Source organism: Paraburkholderia sp. RL17-347-BIC-D, from assembly GCF_046027915.1.
In the GTDB taxonomy this organism is placed as follows: Bacteria; Pseudomonadota; Gammaproteobacteria; order Burkholderiales; family Burkholderiaceae; genus Paraburkholderia.
The window spans coordinates 260,112-272,904 of record NZ_JARESS010000001.1 but is presented as its reverse complement, the minus strand read 5'-3'; the positions used below and the strand labels follow the sequence as shown (position 1 = coordinate 272,904).

The window sequence follows — 12,793 nt, the reverse complement described above, 5'->3', positions numbered from 1 at the left end:
TGAATAGTTCTCGAAGGCCTTCACCTGCGTCCAATCGGGCCATGCCGGGGCGATACGTTCTGGGTCATGGCGATGGTCCGGAATTGAGTTGATGCGCATCGGGGTTAGCGCGCTTGTCGACTGACCGGCTTCTCGCCGAGCGGCCGCAGCCTCGACAGGTACGCATCCACCAGCGCGATGAGTTCCCGCCGCAAGACGGGCGACGCAAGCTGCACCTGCCGTGCCGCTTCGTGGACGGCGCCAGCAAGGGCGCCTGCGAGCACTCGCGCACCCACGCAGCCGCGTTCGGCAACGCCGCGAACGTTGGCCCTGAACAGCGTTTCGTACGCCTTTGTGCATTCCACATCGAAGCGATCGTGAGCGCTACGCGAATCCTCGCCGCGCGGGCTCTCTTCCAGCAGCACGCGGTGTGCCGCCGGATGCCGGCTGTGTACCGCGATCATCCCGTCGACGAGCACCGTGATGCGTTTCACGCGCGGGGTTTCGAGGTTCGCCGCGGCATGCAGCACTGCGAGCACATCGTCGAAGTGCCGGCGACGCACGGCTTCGATCAGCGCCAGCTTGTTCGGGAAGTACTGATACAGCGATCCGATGCTCGCGCCCGCCGCTTCCGCTACGCCGTTAGTGGTAAGCCCTTCCCAGCCGCGCTCGCCGAGAATGTGAGCCGCCGCGTCGAGAATGGCGTCGATGGTGGCCCGCGAACGCGCTTGCTGCGGCGCTTTGCGCATCGCGCCGCGTGGCGCGGCAATGCGAGTAGCCAAGTGTGACTCCTGAATGGGAATATGAGCAATATGCTCGCATTCCCGGCGCGGGTCCAGAGGTTCGCCGGGCACGCGGATCTTCTGGAGAAAAAACGATGGCCGTGATCGGACATGGCGAGTTTTATCGCCAGCGGGCTAGCCGTCTTTCAGCGCGATCAGATCGTCACTGAAAGGCGCCGCCATATCATCCAATGCAACGCGCCCTGCCCGCTCACGCATGCGCGCCCGCGATGCCGACGTAGTTTTCCGCCATCACTGTGGCCGCCGCGCGCGAGGTCGTCACGTATTCGAGTTCGGCCACCTGAAGCTGCTGCTCGAAAGGCGACGCGCCCTCGATACGGTGCATCATGCTGGTCATCCAGTACGAGAAATGCTCGGCGCGCCAGATGCGTTTGAGTGCGGTCGTGCTGTAACTGTCGAGCAGATCCGTGCGATTCTCGACGTAGAACGCGTTCAGCGCCTCGGTCAACACACGCACGTCGGCCACCGCCAGATTCATGCCCTTCGCGCCGGTGGGTGGCACGATATGCGCCGCATCGCCCGCGAGAAACAGCCGGCCATGTTGCATCGTGTTCGACACGAAACTGCGCATGCCGACAATGTTCTTCTGAAAGATCTTGCCGTCGACGATTGTCTGGCCGTCGTGAGAATCGACTCGTGCATGCAGTTCCGCCCAGATGCGGTCGTCGGACCAGTTCTCGACGGAGTCCTTCGGATCGCACTGGAAGTACATGCGCTGCACATTCGGCGAGCGCGTGCTGATCAACGCGAAGCCTCGCTCATGACGCGCGTAGATCAATTCATCCGATGACGGCGGCCCTTCGCACAGGATACCGAACCAACCGAACGGGTACACCCGCTCAAAGTCCTTGCGCAATGCCTGCGGAATCGATGCGCGCGACACGCCTTGCGAACCATCGCAGCCGATCACGAAGTCGCATTGCAATTCGTACGCTTCGCCCTCGTGGCGATAGCGGATCGACGGCGTGTCGGTATCGATGCCGTGAATCGACGTCTCCGAGACGCCGAAGCGCAGCTTGCCGTCATCGGCCACGCGTGCCGCGACGAGATCCTTGATGACTTCGTGCTGCGCGTAAACCGTGATCGAATGCCCCGTGAGTCCGGTCAGGTCGATGCGGTGCCGCTTGCCTTCGAAAGCCAGTTCGAAGCCGTGATGCAGTGCGCCTTCTGCTTTCATCCGTGCGCCGACGCCGGCTTCGGTCAACAGGTCCATCGTGCCTTGTTCAAGCACGCCGGCACGAATGGTGGATTCGATCTGATCGCGACTGCGCGACTCGAGCACGACGGAGTCGATACCGCGCAGGTGAAGAAGATGGGAAAGAAGCAGGCCCGCAGGGCCGGCACCGATGATGCCAACTTGGGTGCGCATGAGTTGTCTCCTGAATGCGGCGTTAGATTTGCACTCAGTTTGACGATCACGTGCTGTATCGCGCAACGCGATATGGTGGATAGGCTGTATCCAGTTTTGAAATAGCAGCCTTGCTCGGGCACATGCAGCCGATAGGCGAAATCGAGCCCAAACGCCGTCCAGACGGGGCTTGTGGCCCATTCACCCGACGCCTCATCCGTCGCACAGTGTTGCGCTAGCTCAAGGTAAACCCCGAGCCGCTCTAGGACGCGAGAAACAGCCGATACACCGGATTCTGCGTCTCTTCCCAGTTCGGATAGCCGAGCGTGGCGAGAAACTTGTTGAACGCTTCATTCTCGCTGTCCGGCACCTGGATGCCGACCAGAATCGAGCTGTAGTCCGCGCCCTGGTTGCGATAGTGGAACAGGCTGATATTCCAGTTCGGCGCCATCGACGAGAGGAATTTCATCAGCGCGCCCGGACGCTCGGGAAACTCGAAACGGAACAGACGTTCGTCGTGTGCCAACGGCGAGCGCCCGCCGACCATGTAGCGGATGTGCTGCTTGGAGAGTTCATCGAACGTCAGGTCGACCGTGGCGAAGCCGTGCGCTTCAAACGCGCCCGCGATCTGCGCCGACTCGCTGCGATTCCTGATCTGCACGCCCACGAAGATATGGGCGGAGTTCGCATCCGCAATGCGGTAGTTGAATTCAGTGACGCTGCGCGTGCCGACCAGTTCGCAAAAGCGGCGGAAACTGCCACGCTCCTCGGGAATCGTCACGGCGAACACCGCTTCGCGTGCTTCACCGACTTCGGCGCGCTCGGCCACGAAGCGCATGCGGTCGAAGTTCATGTTCGCGCCCGACGTGATCGCAATCAGTGTCTGGTTCTCGATGCCTTCGCGTTCCGCATACTGCTTGGCGCCAGCCACTGCGAGCGAGCCGGCGGGTTCCAGCACACTGCGGGTGTCCTGGAACACGTCCTTGATCGCGGCGCATAGCGCATCGGTATTCACGAGCAGCACGTCGTCGAGATATTCGCTGCACAGGCGGAAGGTTTCTTCACCGACGAGTTTCACCGCCGTGCCGTCCGAGAAGAGACCCACTTCGTTCAGCGTGACCCGCTCACCGGCTTTGAGCGACGCCGCCATCGCGCACGAATCATCGGTCTGCACGCCGATCACCTTGATCTCCGGGCGCACCGATTTCACGTACGCGGCGACGCCCGCCGCCAGTCCACCGCCGCCGATCGGCACGAAGATCGCGTGAATCGGGCCCTGATGCTGGCTGAGAATTTCCATCGCGACGGTGCCCTGGCCAGCGATCACGTACGGATCGTCGAACGGATGTACGAAGGTCAGACCGCGCTCTTCCTGCAGTTTCACTGCGTGTCCGTAGGCGTCGCTATACGATTCGCCGAACTGCACGACTTCGACAGTGGGACCGCCGTGCGCGCGCACCGCATCGACCTTGACCTGCGGAGTCGTCACCGGCACCACGATGATCGCCTTCACGCCCATACGGGCCGCCGACAGCGCCACGCCCTGCGCGTGATTGCCCGCCGACGCCGTAATCACCCCACGCTCCAGCGCCTCGGCCGGAATATGCGCCATCTTGTTGTACGCGCCGCGCACCTTGAACGAGAACACCGGCTGGTTGTCCTCGCGCTTCAGATAAACCGGATTGCGCAGACGTGCCGACAGATTCGGCGCGCGTTCGAGTTCGGTCTCGCGGGCCACGTCGTAGACGCGCGCGGTCAGAGTTTTTTTCAGGTAGTCGTGACGAAGCGCGACGCTATCGGCGGCTTCAGCGGCCTGTTTGAGTTGGTGTAACGACAAGGCAAGCTCCTGTGCGGCAAGGACGAATCAGCAAAGAGTTCACCAGGAGGCAGGCTGCAAGCGGATATAAAAAAACCCGCCTCGTGGGGCGGGTTATGTGTCACTGCTATCAGACGCGCGCTAACCCACCATTCGATGAATGATGCTAATAATCAGCGCAATACGGATGTCGAGGCAGTTCATGTGGCCGATCTTCGTTGACTTGGGGCGCTTTGTCAATCCCTGTCGATTGTTATGCGCGCCGCGGCGTGCTCTTTGCGTGGCGGCGAAATGCGCTCGACGACGCGCAAACCACGATCCGGCACGGCGGGCGAACGCCGCGTACTCAGCACACGCTCACGCAGAAACTGGTCGAGCTTGCCGACCGGTTTCACGTCGATGTTCTTCAACTTGCCTAAGCGATTACCACGGGATCCGAAATAAATTTCGAGCGCGTCCAATCCTTCGTCGAGTGAAACATGCATCAGCGTAGTTGGACTCTCTTGCGCTCCACGTCGCGCATGAGTATCAATGCACGCCACTTTGCTTCCTGAAAGCGTTGAGAATGCGCTTTTCGAGCGAATTGTAGTCACCACCGAAGTGATGATCGCCCGAGGTGCGAATCACCTCGACGCCGGTTTTGGTCAGCGCCGGACACAAGGTGTCCTTCTCGTTCTCGCCGTAAAAGCACTGCACGATCGCCGGTGGCACGCGCGTCAATTCCGGCTGGACCTTCAACGCCTTGTCGCTTGCCGGCATGCCGAGCCAGCCGCCCACGCGAATCTGAAAATCGGCGTCCGGCGCGAAGCCGAGCAACGCGATCAGCGACACCTTCGCGCGCAGCGTCTCCGGCAGACGGTTATAGGCGAACGGCATCACGTCCGCGCCGAACGAATAACCGACCAGCGCGATATGCTGCGCGTTCCAGCGCGTGCCGTAGGTTTGCATCACGCGCGCGAGGTCGCGGCTCGTTTGCGCAGGCGGCTTTTCGCTCCAGAAATAGCGCAAGCTGTCCCAGCCGATCACGGAGACGCCGTCTTTCTGCAGCGCCTGGGCGATCGTCTTGTCGAGATCGCGCCAACCGCCGTCGCCGGAAATCACGATCGCCATGAGGCCGTTCGGATGCACGGCCGGCAATTCGATGAGCGGCAGATCGGAGACGTCGTCGTCGCTCGTCGACACCGCCTGCAAATGCGGCGTGATCAACGCGACGAGGCGCGTGCGATCGGCGTTACCCGTGGCAGCCTTTTCGACGAAGCCCGGCACCTTGTCGCGGATAATCGTCGGGTCCGGCGGGCAAGGCTGAAAGCGCGGATCGAGCGTGTGCTCGGCGCCCACCGAGACCGCGCCGGCGATCGTATTGGACGGCGCCTGCTCGAGCACATGCACGGCGAGCGTCGCGCCTTGGCCCGTACCCGCGACGATCGGCGCGAAATAATGGCTCGATTGCGATTGACGTTCGAGTTGATGGCTCAACGCCTCCGCATCGCCCACCAGTTGATGGCAGGCTTCCTTCTTCGCACTTAGATTAGCAGCGTAGCGCGCGGTGTCCACGCCGACGGTCAACGCGCCGGCCTTGGCGAGCGCGTCGGCGCTCTGCTGATCCGCCGCGCTCCAGCCACTCGCTTGCGAGTACAGCACCACGAAGCCGCGCAACGGGCCGGTCGGCTGCGTCACCGTGACGTCGCCATAACGGCCACCGGACACGGTAGTGGTCGCGGCGTGCGCGAACGCGCCGCCGGTCACGAGGCTCGCCGCCACGGCGAGCTTGAACAACGAATGCAATGTCATGAACGCCGGCCTCCTGCCAGCAATGACAGGTCCGCAAGCGTGAAGAACACGCCCACCGAACCCGACGCCGCGAGATAGCGCGGCTCCCAACGCGGCTGGAACTTGCTCTTGAAAGCACGCAGTCCGCGGAAGTTATAGAAACGGCCGCCGAAACGCCACACGATGCCGGCGAACCGGTGCCAGCGCGAAGCGAGCGGCGTGGGCTGCATGCCGGAGAGCGGCGCGATGCCGAGGCTGAGCGAGCGGAAACCCGCCTGCTTCAGATGCAGCGCCAGTTGCGTGAACAGATATTCCATTGCATACGGCGACGCGCTTTCCACATGACGCATCACGCCGACCGTCGCCTCGGTGTTCATGTCGGTCGTCATGAAGGTGACGAACGCAGCCGGTTCACCGTTCTGGCGTACCAGCATCACCGATTGCGCGGCGAGGTACTCGTCCGTGAAGGCGGCCACCGAGAAGCTCTTTTCGCGCGCGTCGCGGCTGTCGAGCCAGCCGTCTGAAATCTCGCGCAGCGTTGCGAGCGACGCGGGCACGTTCGCCTGATCGATCACTTCGACGGTAAAGCCATCACGCTCGCCGCGCTTGAGCGCATAGCGAAGATGCGCGCGATGCGAGCCCTTCAGGTCGAAATCGTCGAGTACGACATGCGCTTCCTCGCCGAGCTTCATCAGCGTGAGGCCGGCGTCGAGATAAAGCGGCAACGCGTTGGCGCGCACCTGATAGAACGCCGCGCGCCCGCCGTGCGTATGCGCGAGCGCGACGAACTTGCTGATCAGACCGGCCCACTCTTCGCGCGGACCCACCGGATCGTGCAAAGCGGCCCACGTGCGGCCATATTTCGCGTACATCAGGAAAGCCTTGCGCGACTCGGAGAACAGAAAGCTCTTGTCGCCCATCAGTGCGAGACCGGCGTCGCTGCGTTCCTGTGCTCGCACGATGCGCGCCGCGTCGTGCAGATCTTCCGGCGCCGGTTTGACGAAGCGTCCCGGCGCGGGACGCAGCAACTGCCAGAACGAGAACGTCGCGGCGAACAGGCTCGCGGCGAGCGTCGCGCGCAACGCACGCGGCGCGCGTTCGTCGAAGGCGAATTGCCACCACAGGTCGCGCGTGTACGGCACGTCGCGGAAAGCAAACAGCATGACCCACGTGGCGAGCATCAGCACCATCGCAACCGACACCAGCCAGCCGGCCGTAAAGCGCTCCGCGAACAGCGACGAATGACGGTTGAAACGCCGGCGCGTGGACAGCAGCAACACGACCAGCATGCCAAGCACCCCGGCTTCCACGAACGCCAGACCTTTAGTCAGCGACAACGCGAGACTCAGCACCGCCAGCAGAAGCGTCATCCACCACGCGGCGTCCAGCCGCCGCAGCAAACCACGGGCAACGAACAGCAGCGCCACGCCGAGCACGCTGCAGAGCATCTGCGAACTTTCGAGCACCCACAGCGGCAGCACATCGCGCAGCATGTGAATGCGTTGCCAGAACGCGGGCGTCGCGCTGGAAATCACCAGCATGCCGCCGACCACGAACGTGACGAGACTCAGGAACAGCGGCGCGAGCTTCGACGCCGCAGCGGCGTGCTGCAGCGGCAAACGGCTTTTCAGCGCGCGGCCTTCGAAGCCGGCGAGCAGCGCGGCCGAGACGATCAACGGGACACCAAAGTAAATCGCGCGATACGCAAGCAAGGCGGCAACCATCTGATGCGTTTGCACACTGCCGTTCAGCGTGAAGACCATCGCCGCTTCAAACACGCCGACGCCGCCAGGCGTGTGGCCGATCATGCCGAGCAGCATGGCCGCGGCGTAGACCGTGATGAAGGTCACGAAGCTCACATCCGCATGCGGCAGCAATGCCCACAACGCGAGGCCGGCGGCCACCACGTCGAGCACCGCGAGCGCCACTTGCGCGAGCAGGTCGCGGCGCGCGGGAATATCGAACGAGAGCCACTGCCAGCGCGTGCGCACCGGGCGCGTTTCGCTGCGGCAGGCGGCGGCCGCCAATCCGAGTACGACGAGCAGCGCCATGCCTATCCAACGCAGCGTGACGGGTTCGAGGTGCAGCATCGGCGCGAGCGTGCCAGCCACGCCGACCATGCCGAGCGCCGTCATCAACACCAGTGCGAGCGCGAGCGACACGCTCGTGAACACCGTCATGCGGCCGATCTGCGCGGGCGTGATGCTCGCGACGCCGTAGACGCGCGCACGCACGGCCCCGCCAGTGAGCGCGCCGAAGCCGGTGGCATTGCCGAGTGCCGAGCCGGCGGTCGCACCGATCCACAGCGCCACACGCGGCACGACCGCGCCCAGATAGCGCAAACCGACTGCATCGCGGCCGACCAGCGCCACATAGCTGAGCGCGGTGGCGCCGAGCGCGGCGGTCCACTCACCGGCCGTCAGCTGACGCAATTGACGCATCACCGAGCGATAGTCGACTGCTTGCGAGAGGTGTTGCAAAACGACCAGCAGCAGCGCGCCAATCACGAGCGCGAGCACAGGCGAGAGAAATCCCCTGCTGCCGAGCGTTTTCGATGCACGGTCGAACATCGCGCCCAGCCGGTCGAATTTATAGTTATATCGATGGAACATGGTCAATGCAGGGCCTTGCGTGGAGCTGTCGCGACGGATTGTCCTTCGCGGCGTCGCCGGTTATTGGCGATTACAAATGGATAACGGCACAGGGGTAAAAAGGTTGACAGCGTCAGCCGTATCGAGGGGTTTAACCTGGCCCGCCCATTGAATTTGAATGCACTGCGCGACTTGGCGCAGCCATCCGCGTGCATAAAACGGTCGATATTGCCGATTGGGCCGCGATGAGGCGCGCCGGCTTGTCGACAGGGGGCTGAAGTTTAAACGCTATTTGCGCGCGGCGAATGAAGATTCGACGTGGCGTCGATTGCGCGCGGCATGGCCTATCGCTCGAAGCGTTGAAACGCGGCATCAAGATTTTCTCTTCGCGTGCCGTAATCGAGAGCAATAGCTCAGTGAAACGCGGCGCACTTGCCGGGTGAAATCAGGTACTCGAAGGAGAATGAAGATGGCGGAACAGGATTGGATGATGGCGGGCGTGTATCTGGTCGGGTTGGTGTCGATGGCGCTGTTGATGAGCGCACTGGCCACGCGAGCGACCATGGAGCGCAAGGCCGTAGTGAGGGTGTCGAGCCGCGCCCGCGACTAAACCGAGCCGTAAAGTACGGGCGGTTGCCGTACGAGGTCGGAAACACGAGCGGCGTCACGAATGACGCTCACACGGTGCGAACTGCACGCGTGCCGCCGCTGCAAAGAAGCTTGAATGATGAAACCAGATCGCACAGCGTTCGCTGCACGTGCCAGCGGGCCGCGGTGATATCGCGGCCTGGCGGGCATGAATGACGCAAAAACGACGCTAAACCGTGGCGCCGTGCGCATGACAGACGCGGCGCATGTCTGCGCCCTGCTGTATCGGTCTGCGCGTGTGGCGCGCGGCTTTTGTCTTACTCCGGACGGCGATGCGCTTCCGCGATCACAGCGCAGTTTTGCAGGTGCAGATTCAGTGCATGCAATGCCAAGGCGCGCAGCTTGCCAAAGAAGGTGTTGTTGGCGGCGACGGTAGCGCGGACAGCGGAAGCGTTGGAAGCGGTGTTCATGGCGGGACTCCTGTATAGGGTTTATACCTAGGCAATAACCCGATTATAGCCATCTCCTGCCGCACTGCAACAAATATCAATAAAACCGCAGACTGTTGCGCGACGGTCACAATTACAACGACACGATCTTAAAAAGGGCGGCATCGGCTTGTGCACTGTTAACAATCCGCACCGTACAGGTGCAATAATGGCCCCTTTGCCCGCGGCCGTTCGCCGCAGCCCGCCGTCATGACCGCCGTCCAGAAAGCTCTGATTGCGCCCCTTATCGTCGCGTGCGCGATGTTCATGGAAAGCGTCGATGCGAACGTGATCGTCACCGCGCTACCGGCCATGGCACGCGACTTCGGGCGCGATCCGGTCACGCTGAAAATCGCGGTAACGAGCTATGTGCTGGGCTTGGGCGTCTTCATTCCCGTGTGCGGGTGGCTCGCCGACCGGTTCGGCGCGCGCACGATCTTCCGCACGGCAATCGGCATCTTCGTGACGGGCTCGCTGCTGTGCGCCGCGTCGAATTCTCTGGCCACCTTCACGCTTGCGCGCTTCGTGCAGGGCGTGGGCGGCGCGATGATGGTGCCGGTCGGGCGGATCATCATCTTTCGCGTGGTGCACAAGTCCGACTTCATCCGCGCGATGAACTATCTGAGCGTCCCGGCGATGCTCGGCCCCGCCGCGGGACCGCTGCTCGGCGGCTTCATCACCACCTATCTGCACTGGCGCCTGATTTTCTTCATCAACGTGCCGATCGGCATTCTCGGCATCTATCTGACCAACAAGCACATCGCCAATACGCGCGAACCGGACCCCGGCCCGCTCGACTGGGTCGGCTTTTTTCTGTCGGCGGCGGGTGCGGTGCTGCTTCTGCTCGGGCTGTCGCTGGTCGGCGGCGAACTGATCTCGAATCGCGACGCGTTCGGCATGTGCGCGTGCGGCGCGGTTCTGCTCGCGGCCTATGTCGCCTACGCGCAGCGCGTCCCGCTACCGCTGCTCGACCTGCGCTTTTTCAAGGTGCCGACGTTCCAGGCGAGCGTGCTCGGGGGTTCGTTGTTTCGGATCGGCCTCGGCGCATTGCCGTTCCTCTTGCCGCTGATGCTGCAGGAAGGCCACGGCATGAGCGCGTTCGAATCCGGCCTGATCACGTGCGCGTCCGCGTTCGGCGGCATGTTCATGCGCACGGTCGCCTCGAGCGTGCTGCACCGCTTCGGGTTCCGTTCGGTGCTGGTAGTCAACGCCGCGTTGTCGGGGCTCTCGATTGCGGCCTGCGGACTATTTTTCCCCGGCACGCCGACCTGGATCATCTGGGTGGTCGTGTTGCTCGGCGGCTTCTTCCCCGCGCTGCAATTCACCAGTCTGAACTCGCTCACTTACGCGGAAATCGCCACTCGCGACGTAGGCCGCGCCACGAGTCTCGGCAGCGTCGTGCAGCAGATGTCGCTCGGCCTCGGCGTGACGATCGGCGGTATCGTGCTGCAGATCTCGCGCGTGCTGCATGGTCATCCGGGCATCACATGGTCGGATTTCTGGCCGGCGTTTCTGGTGGTCGGCCTGTGCTCGTTCGCATCGATTCCGGTCACGCTGCGCATGCCGCACCGCGCGGGCGAGGAAATCTCGCGCGGCGGCCGGGGCTGAGCGGTCGCCTCAAGCCTTCTTGCGGATCACGCTCACTTCGCCGTTGCGTTCGAGAATTGCCGCGGCCACGTCGTCCATCGAACGTGAGCCGGTTTTCTGCCGCACGCTTTCGTGCACGTCGGTTCGGGTGATGAGCGCCGCATCCAACTCGCGCGTATTGAATGCGCCGTTGCTGAACACCTCGCGTTCGACGCCCCCCACCAGCCGCTCCAGCCCGGGCGAGCGCATGCACGCCCACGCCAGCAGCCGATGACACGCTACGATCATGAACGACGCGACCACGGTGGCAATAAACGGCGACGCGCCGGCAATGGCCCGGCTCAACGTCGCGCCTAGCAGTATCACCACCACCGAATCGAACGGCGAGCGTTGTCCGAACGAGCGCCGGCCCGAGATCCGGATCAGCACCAGCGCGATCAGAAATACGACGATCGCGCGCATGGCCATCTGCAGCGGATCGAGCGTTCTGCCTTGACCGAACAGCAGCAAGATCGCGTCCATCATGTCGCCCTCCTTTGACAGCGACAGCGCGCGGCGCCCCCTTACCCGGCGGCCGCCCACGCCGCCAGCGTATCGCCGAAGCCGCCGCGAGCGCGAGCCGCTGCGCGCGCGCTCGTAATCACGCGCGGCGCCGCGCTCCACGCAATGCGCGCGCCGATCGCGATCAACCGGTCGACCAGCGCGACATCCTCGCTGCACTTGAGCGGTGGAAAGCCGCCCGCGCGCCGATAGGCGTCGGCCGACACGCCGAGGTTCGCACCGTGAATGTGACGATGACCGTCGGCATCCACGTAAGTCTTGCGGAAGTATTCGCGCACGCTGTGCGGGTGCGCGGTCCAGTCGTCGACGGCAATCGAGCCGCACACCGCGTCCGCATCCAGTGAAAGCTGCGCGACCAGCCAGCCTGACGAGACGCGGCTGTCGGCGTCGGTGAACGCGAGCCAGCGGGCGCCGTCCGCCAGCAGGAAGTCCGCGCCGGTTGCGCGCGCAATGCCGACATTGCGCGCTTTCAGCGCCAGCGTCTCGACGCCGTAGGCACGCGCGATCGCGCCGGTGAAGTCGTCGCAAGCGTCGAGCACGACCACGATGCGCACTGGTTCGCCCGCCAGGTCCTCATGGCGGGAGGCAGCGATCAAGGCCGCGAGGCAAGGCGCCAGCAACGCCTCTTCGTTATGCGCCGGAACGATCACCCCGATCATAGGAGCCCCTCGCGCTGCGCGACCGACCGTGCGTCGCGCGACCAGACGTCGATCAGCAGATCGGCTTCATCGTGATGCGCGAGACGCGCGAGGCCGCAGCGCGTATCGAACAGCGCATGCGCGGCATCGGCGGATTCGAGCGCTTCGGCGAAGGGACGGCGCCAATGACATGCGAGCAGCGTGCCGTCTGTAGTGAGCGAGGCGGCGATTCGTGAAGCCAGCGTTTCGAGCTCCGCCGAATCGAGGTAATACGCGAATTCGCTGATCACGATCAGATCGAACGGTCCGGCTTCGGTCGGCCACTCGCGCGGCACCGTGCGCTGTTCGACACGGACGTGCGCTGCGCCCGCGACCCGCTCGCGCGCAAGCTGCACCGCGCGTTCGTGCAGATCGGCGGCAAGCAGCGTATCGCAGCGCTTCGCCAACTCAACGGTCAGTTCGCCGTTCGCGCAACCGGGCTCGAACGCGTTCCGGTAACGCGGACGCGGCAGCAACGCGAGCGTGAGCGAGCGCTTGCGGCTCTCGTACCAGCCTTCGCGCAACTTCCACGGATCGTCGCTCTGTTGATAGAGTTCATCGAAGTATGTGACCGGAGAGCTCATG

General features: G+C 63.6%; 12 protein-coding genes. 2 read left to right on the top strand and 10 right to left on the bottom strand.

From position 1 onward, the window contains the following. Nucleotides 1-104: 104 nt before the first annotated feature. The 6 genes from P0D96_RS01300 to mprF all read right to left on the bottom strand — a co-directional run bounded on the left by P0D96_RS01300 (nt 105) and on the right by mprF (nt 8,286). Nucleotides 105-761 carry a TetR/AcrR family transcriptional regulator gene (locus P0D96_RS01300; RefSeq protein ID WP_408310953.1) on the bottom strand — a complete coding sequence of 219 codons (657 nt, stop codon included), beginning with the start codon at nt 759-761 and terminating at the stop codon, nt 105-107. A 211-nt stretch (nt 762-972) separates the two neighbouring features. Beyond that, nucleotides 973-2,151, bottom strand: a complete 1,179-nt coding sequence (locus P0D96_RS01295; protein ID WP_132374263.1) for a 4-hydroxybenzoate 3-monooxygenase — start codon at nt 2,149-2,151, stop codon at nt 973-975. Between the two features lie 241 nt (nt 2,152-2,392). Continuing rightward, nucleotides 2,393-3,967: a threonine ammonia-lyase, biosynthetic gene (gene ilvA, locus P0D96_RS01290; protein WP_408180734.1), complete on the bottom strand. Its 1,575-nt coding sequence runs from the start codon at nt 3,965-3,967 to the stop codon at nt 2,393-2,395. A 215-nt stretch (nt 3,968-4,182) separates the two neighbouring features. Then, entirely contained in the window at nt 4,183-4,407 is a 225-nt protein-coding gene (locus P0D96_RS01285; RefSeq protein ID WP_408310949.1) for a hypothetical protein, read from the bottom strand. Between the two features lie 67 nt (nt 4,408-4,474). Then, on the bottom strand, nt 4,475-5,737 hold the full coding sequence (locus tag P0D96_RS01280; protein ID WP_408180736.1) for a virulence factor family protein: 1,263 nt from the start codon (nt 5,735-5,737) through the stop codon (nt 4,475-4,477). Continuing rightward, nucleotides 5,734-8,286, bottom strand: a complete 2,553-nt coding sequence (mprF, locus tag P0D96_RS01275) for a bifunctional lysylphosphatidylglycerol flippase/synthetase MprF (protein ID WP_408180775.1) — start codon at nt 8,284-8,286, stop codon at nt 5,734-5,736. The genes P0D96_RS01280 and mprF overlap by 4 nt, the downstream gene beginning before the upstream one ends. Nucleotides 8,287-8,776: 490 nt before the next feature. On the opposite strand from mprF, the gene P0D96_RS01270 reads away from it, so the two are divergent. Beyond that, on the top strand, nt 8,777-8,917 hold the full coding sequence (locus P0D96_RS01270; protein ID WP_165923832.1) for a hypothetical protein: 141 nt from the start codon (nt 8,777-8,779) through the stop codon (nt 8,915-8,917). Nucleotides 8,918-9,212: 295 nt separating this feature from the next. On the opposite strand, the gene P0D96_RS01265 is transcribed toward P0D96_RS01270, so the two are convergent. Continuing rightward, complete coding sequence (locus tag P0D96_RS01265; protein WP_165923831.1) at nt 9,213-9,365, bottom strand: hypothetical protein; 153 nt, start codon at nt 9,363-9,365, stop codon at nt 9,213-9,215. Between the two features lie 228 nt (nt 9,366-9,593). Between P0D96_RS01265 and P0D96_RS01260 the strand changes: the two genes are divergently transcribed. Then, a complete protein-coding gene (locus P0D96_RS01260) occupies nt 9,594-10,991 on the top strand; it encodes an MFS transporter (RefSeq protein WP_408310945.1) in 1,398 nt (465 codons plus the stop codon). Between the two features lie 9 nt (nt 10,992-11,000). On the opposite strand, the gene P0D96_RS01255 is transcribed toward P0D96_RS01260, so the two are convergent. From P0D96_RS01255 to P0D96_RS01245, 3 genes are read right to left on the bottom strand one after another with little or no spacing between them, the layout of a single operon-like run. Continuing rightward, nucleotides 11,001-11,495 carry a DUF421 domain-containing protein gene (locus P0D96_RS01255; RefSeq protein WP_132374257.1) on the bottom strand — a complete coding sequence of 165 codons (495 nt, stop codon included), beginning with the start codon at nt 11,493-11,495 and terminating at the stop codon, nt 11,001-11,003. 38 nt (nt 11,496-11,533) lie between these two features. Continuing rightward, the gene (locus P0D96_RS01250; protein ID WP_408310941.1) at nt 11,534-12,190 is read right to left on the bottom strand and encodes a glycosyltransferase family 2 protein; all 657 of its coding nucleotides are present in this window, start codon (nt 12,188-12,190) and stop codon (nt 11,534-11,536) included. Next, nucleotides 12,187-12,792, bottom strand: coding sequence for a class I SAM-dependent methyltransferase (locus P0D96_RS01245; protein ID WP_408290000.1), 606 nt, complete (start codon nt 12,790-12,792; stop codon nt 12,187-12,189). Before P0D96_RS01245 ends, P0D96_RS01250 begins: the two co-directional genes overlap by 4 nt. Nucleotide 12,793: the final 1 nt, after the last annotated feature.

Bases quoted from the DNA above. Each gene is read 5' to 3' on its own strand.
- P0D96_RS01255 (WP_132374257.1), bottom strand. From the start codon at position 11,495: ATGATGGACGCGATCTTGCTGCTGTTCGGTCAAGGCAGAACGCTCGAT.
- P0D96_RS01250 (WP_408310941.1), bottom strand. From the start codon at position 12,190: ATGATCGGGGTGATCGTTCCGGCGCATAACGAAGAGGCGTTGCTGGCG.
- P0D96_RS01245 (WP_408290000.1), bottom strand. From the start codon at position 12,792: ATGAGCTCTCCGGTCACATACTTCGATGAACTCTATCAACAGAGCGAC.
- P0D96_RS01295 (WP_132374263.1), bottom strand. From the start codon at position 2,151: ATGCGCACCCAAGTTGGCATCATCGGTGCCGGCCCTGCGGGCCTGCTT.
- P0D96_RS01280 (WP_408180736.1), bottom strand. From the start codon at position 5,737: ATGACATTGCATTCGTTGTTCAAGCTCGCCGTGGCGGCGAGCCTCGTG.
- P0D96_RS01260 (WP_408310945.1), top strand. From the start codon at position 9,594: ATGACCGCCGTCCAGAAAGCTCTGATTGCGCCCCTTATCGTCGCGTGC.
- P0D96_RS01265 (WP_165923831.1), bottom strand. From the start codon at position 9,365: ATGAACACCGCTTCCAACGCTTCCGCTGTCCGCGCTACCGTCGCCGCC.
- P0D96_RS01270 (WP_165923832.1), top strand. From the start codon at position 8,777: ATGGCGGAACAGGATTGGATGATGGCGGGCGTGTATCTGGTCGGGTTG.
- mprF (WP_408180775.1), bottom strand. From the start codon at position 8,286: ATGTTCGACCGTGCATCGAAAACGCTCGGCAGCAGGGGATTTCTCTCG.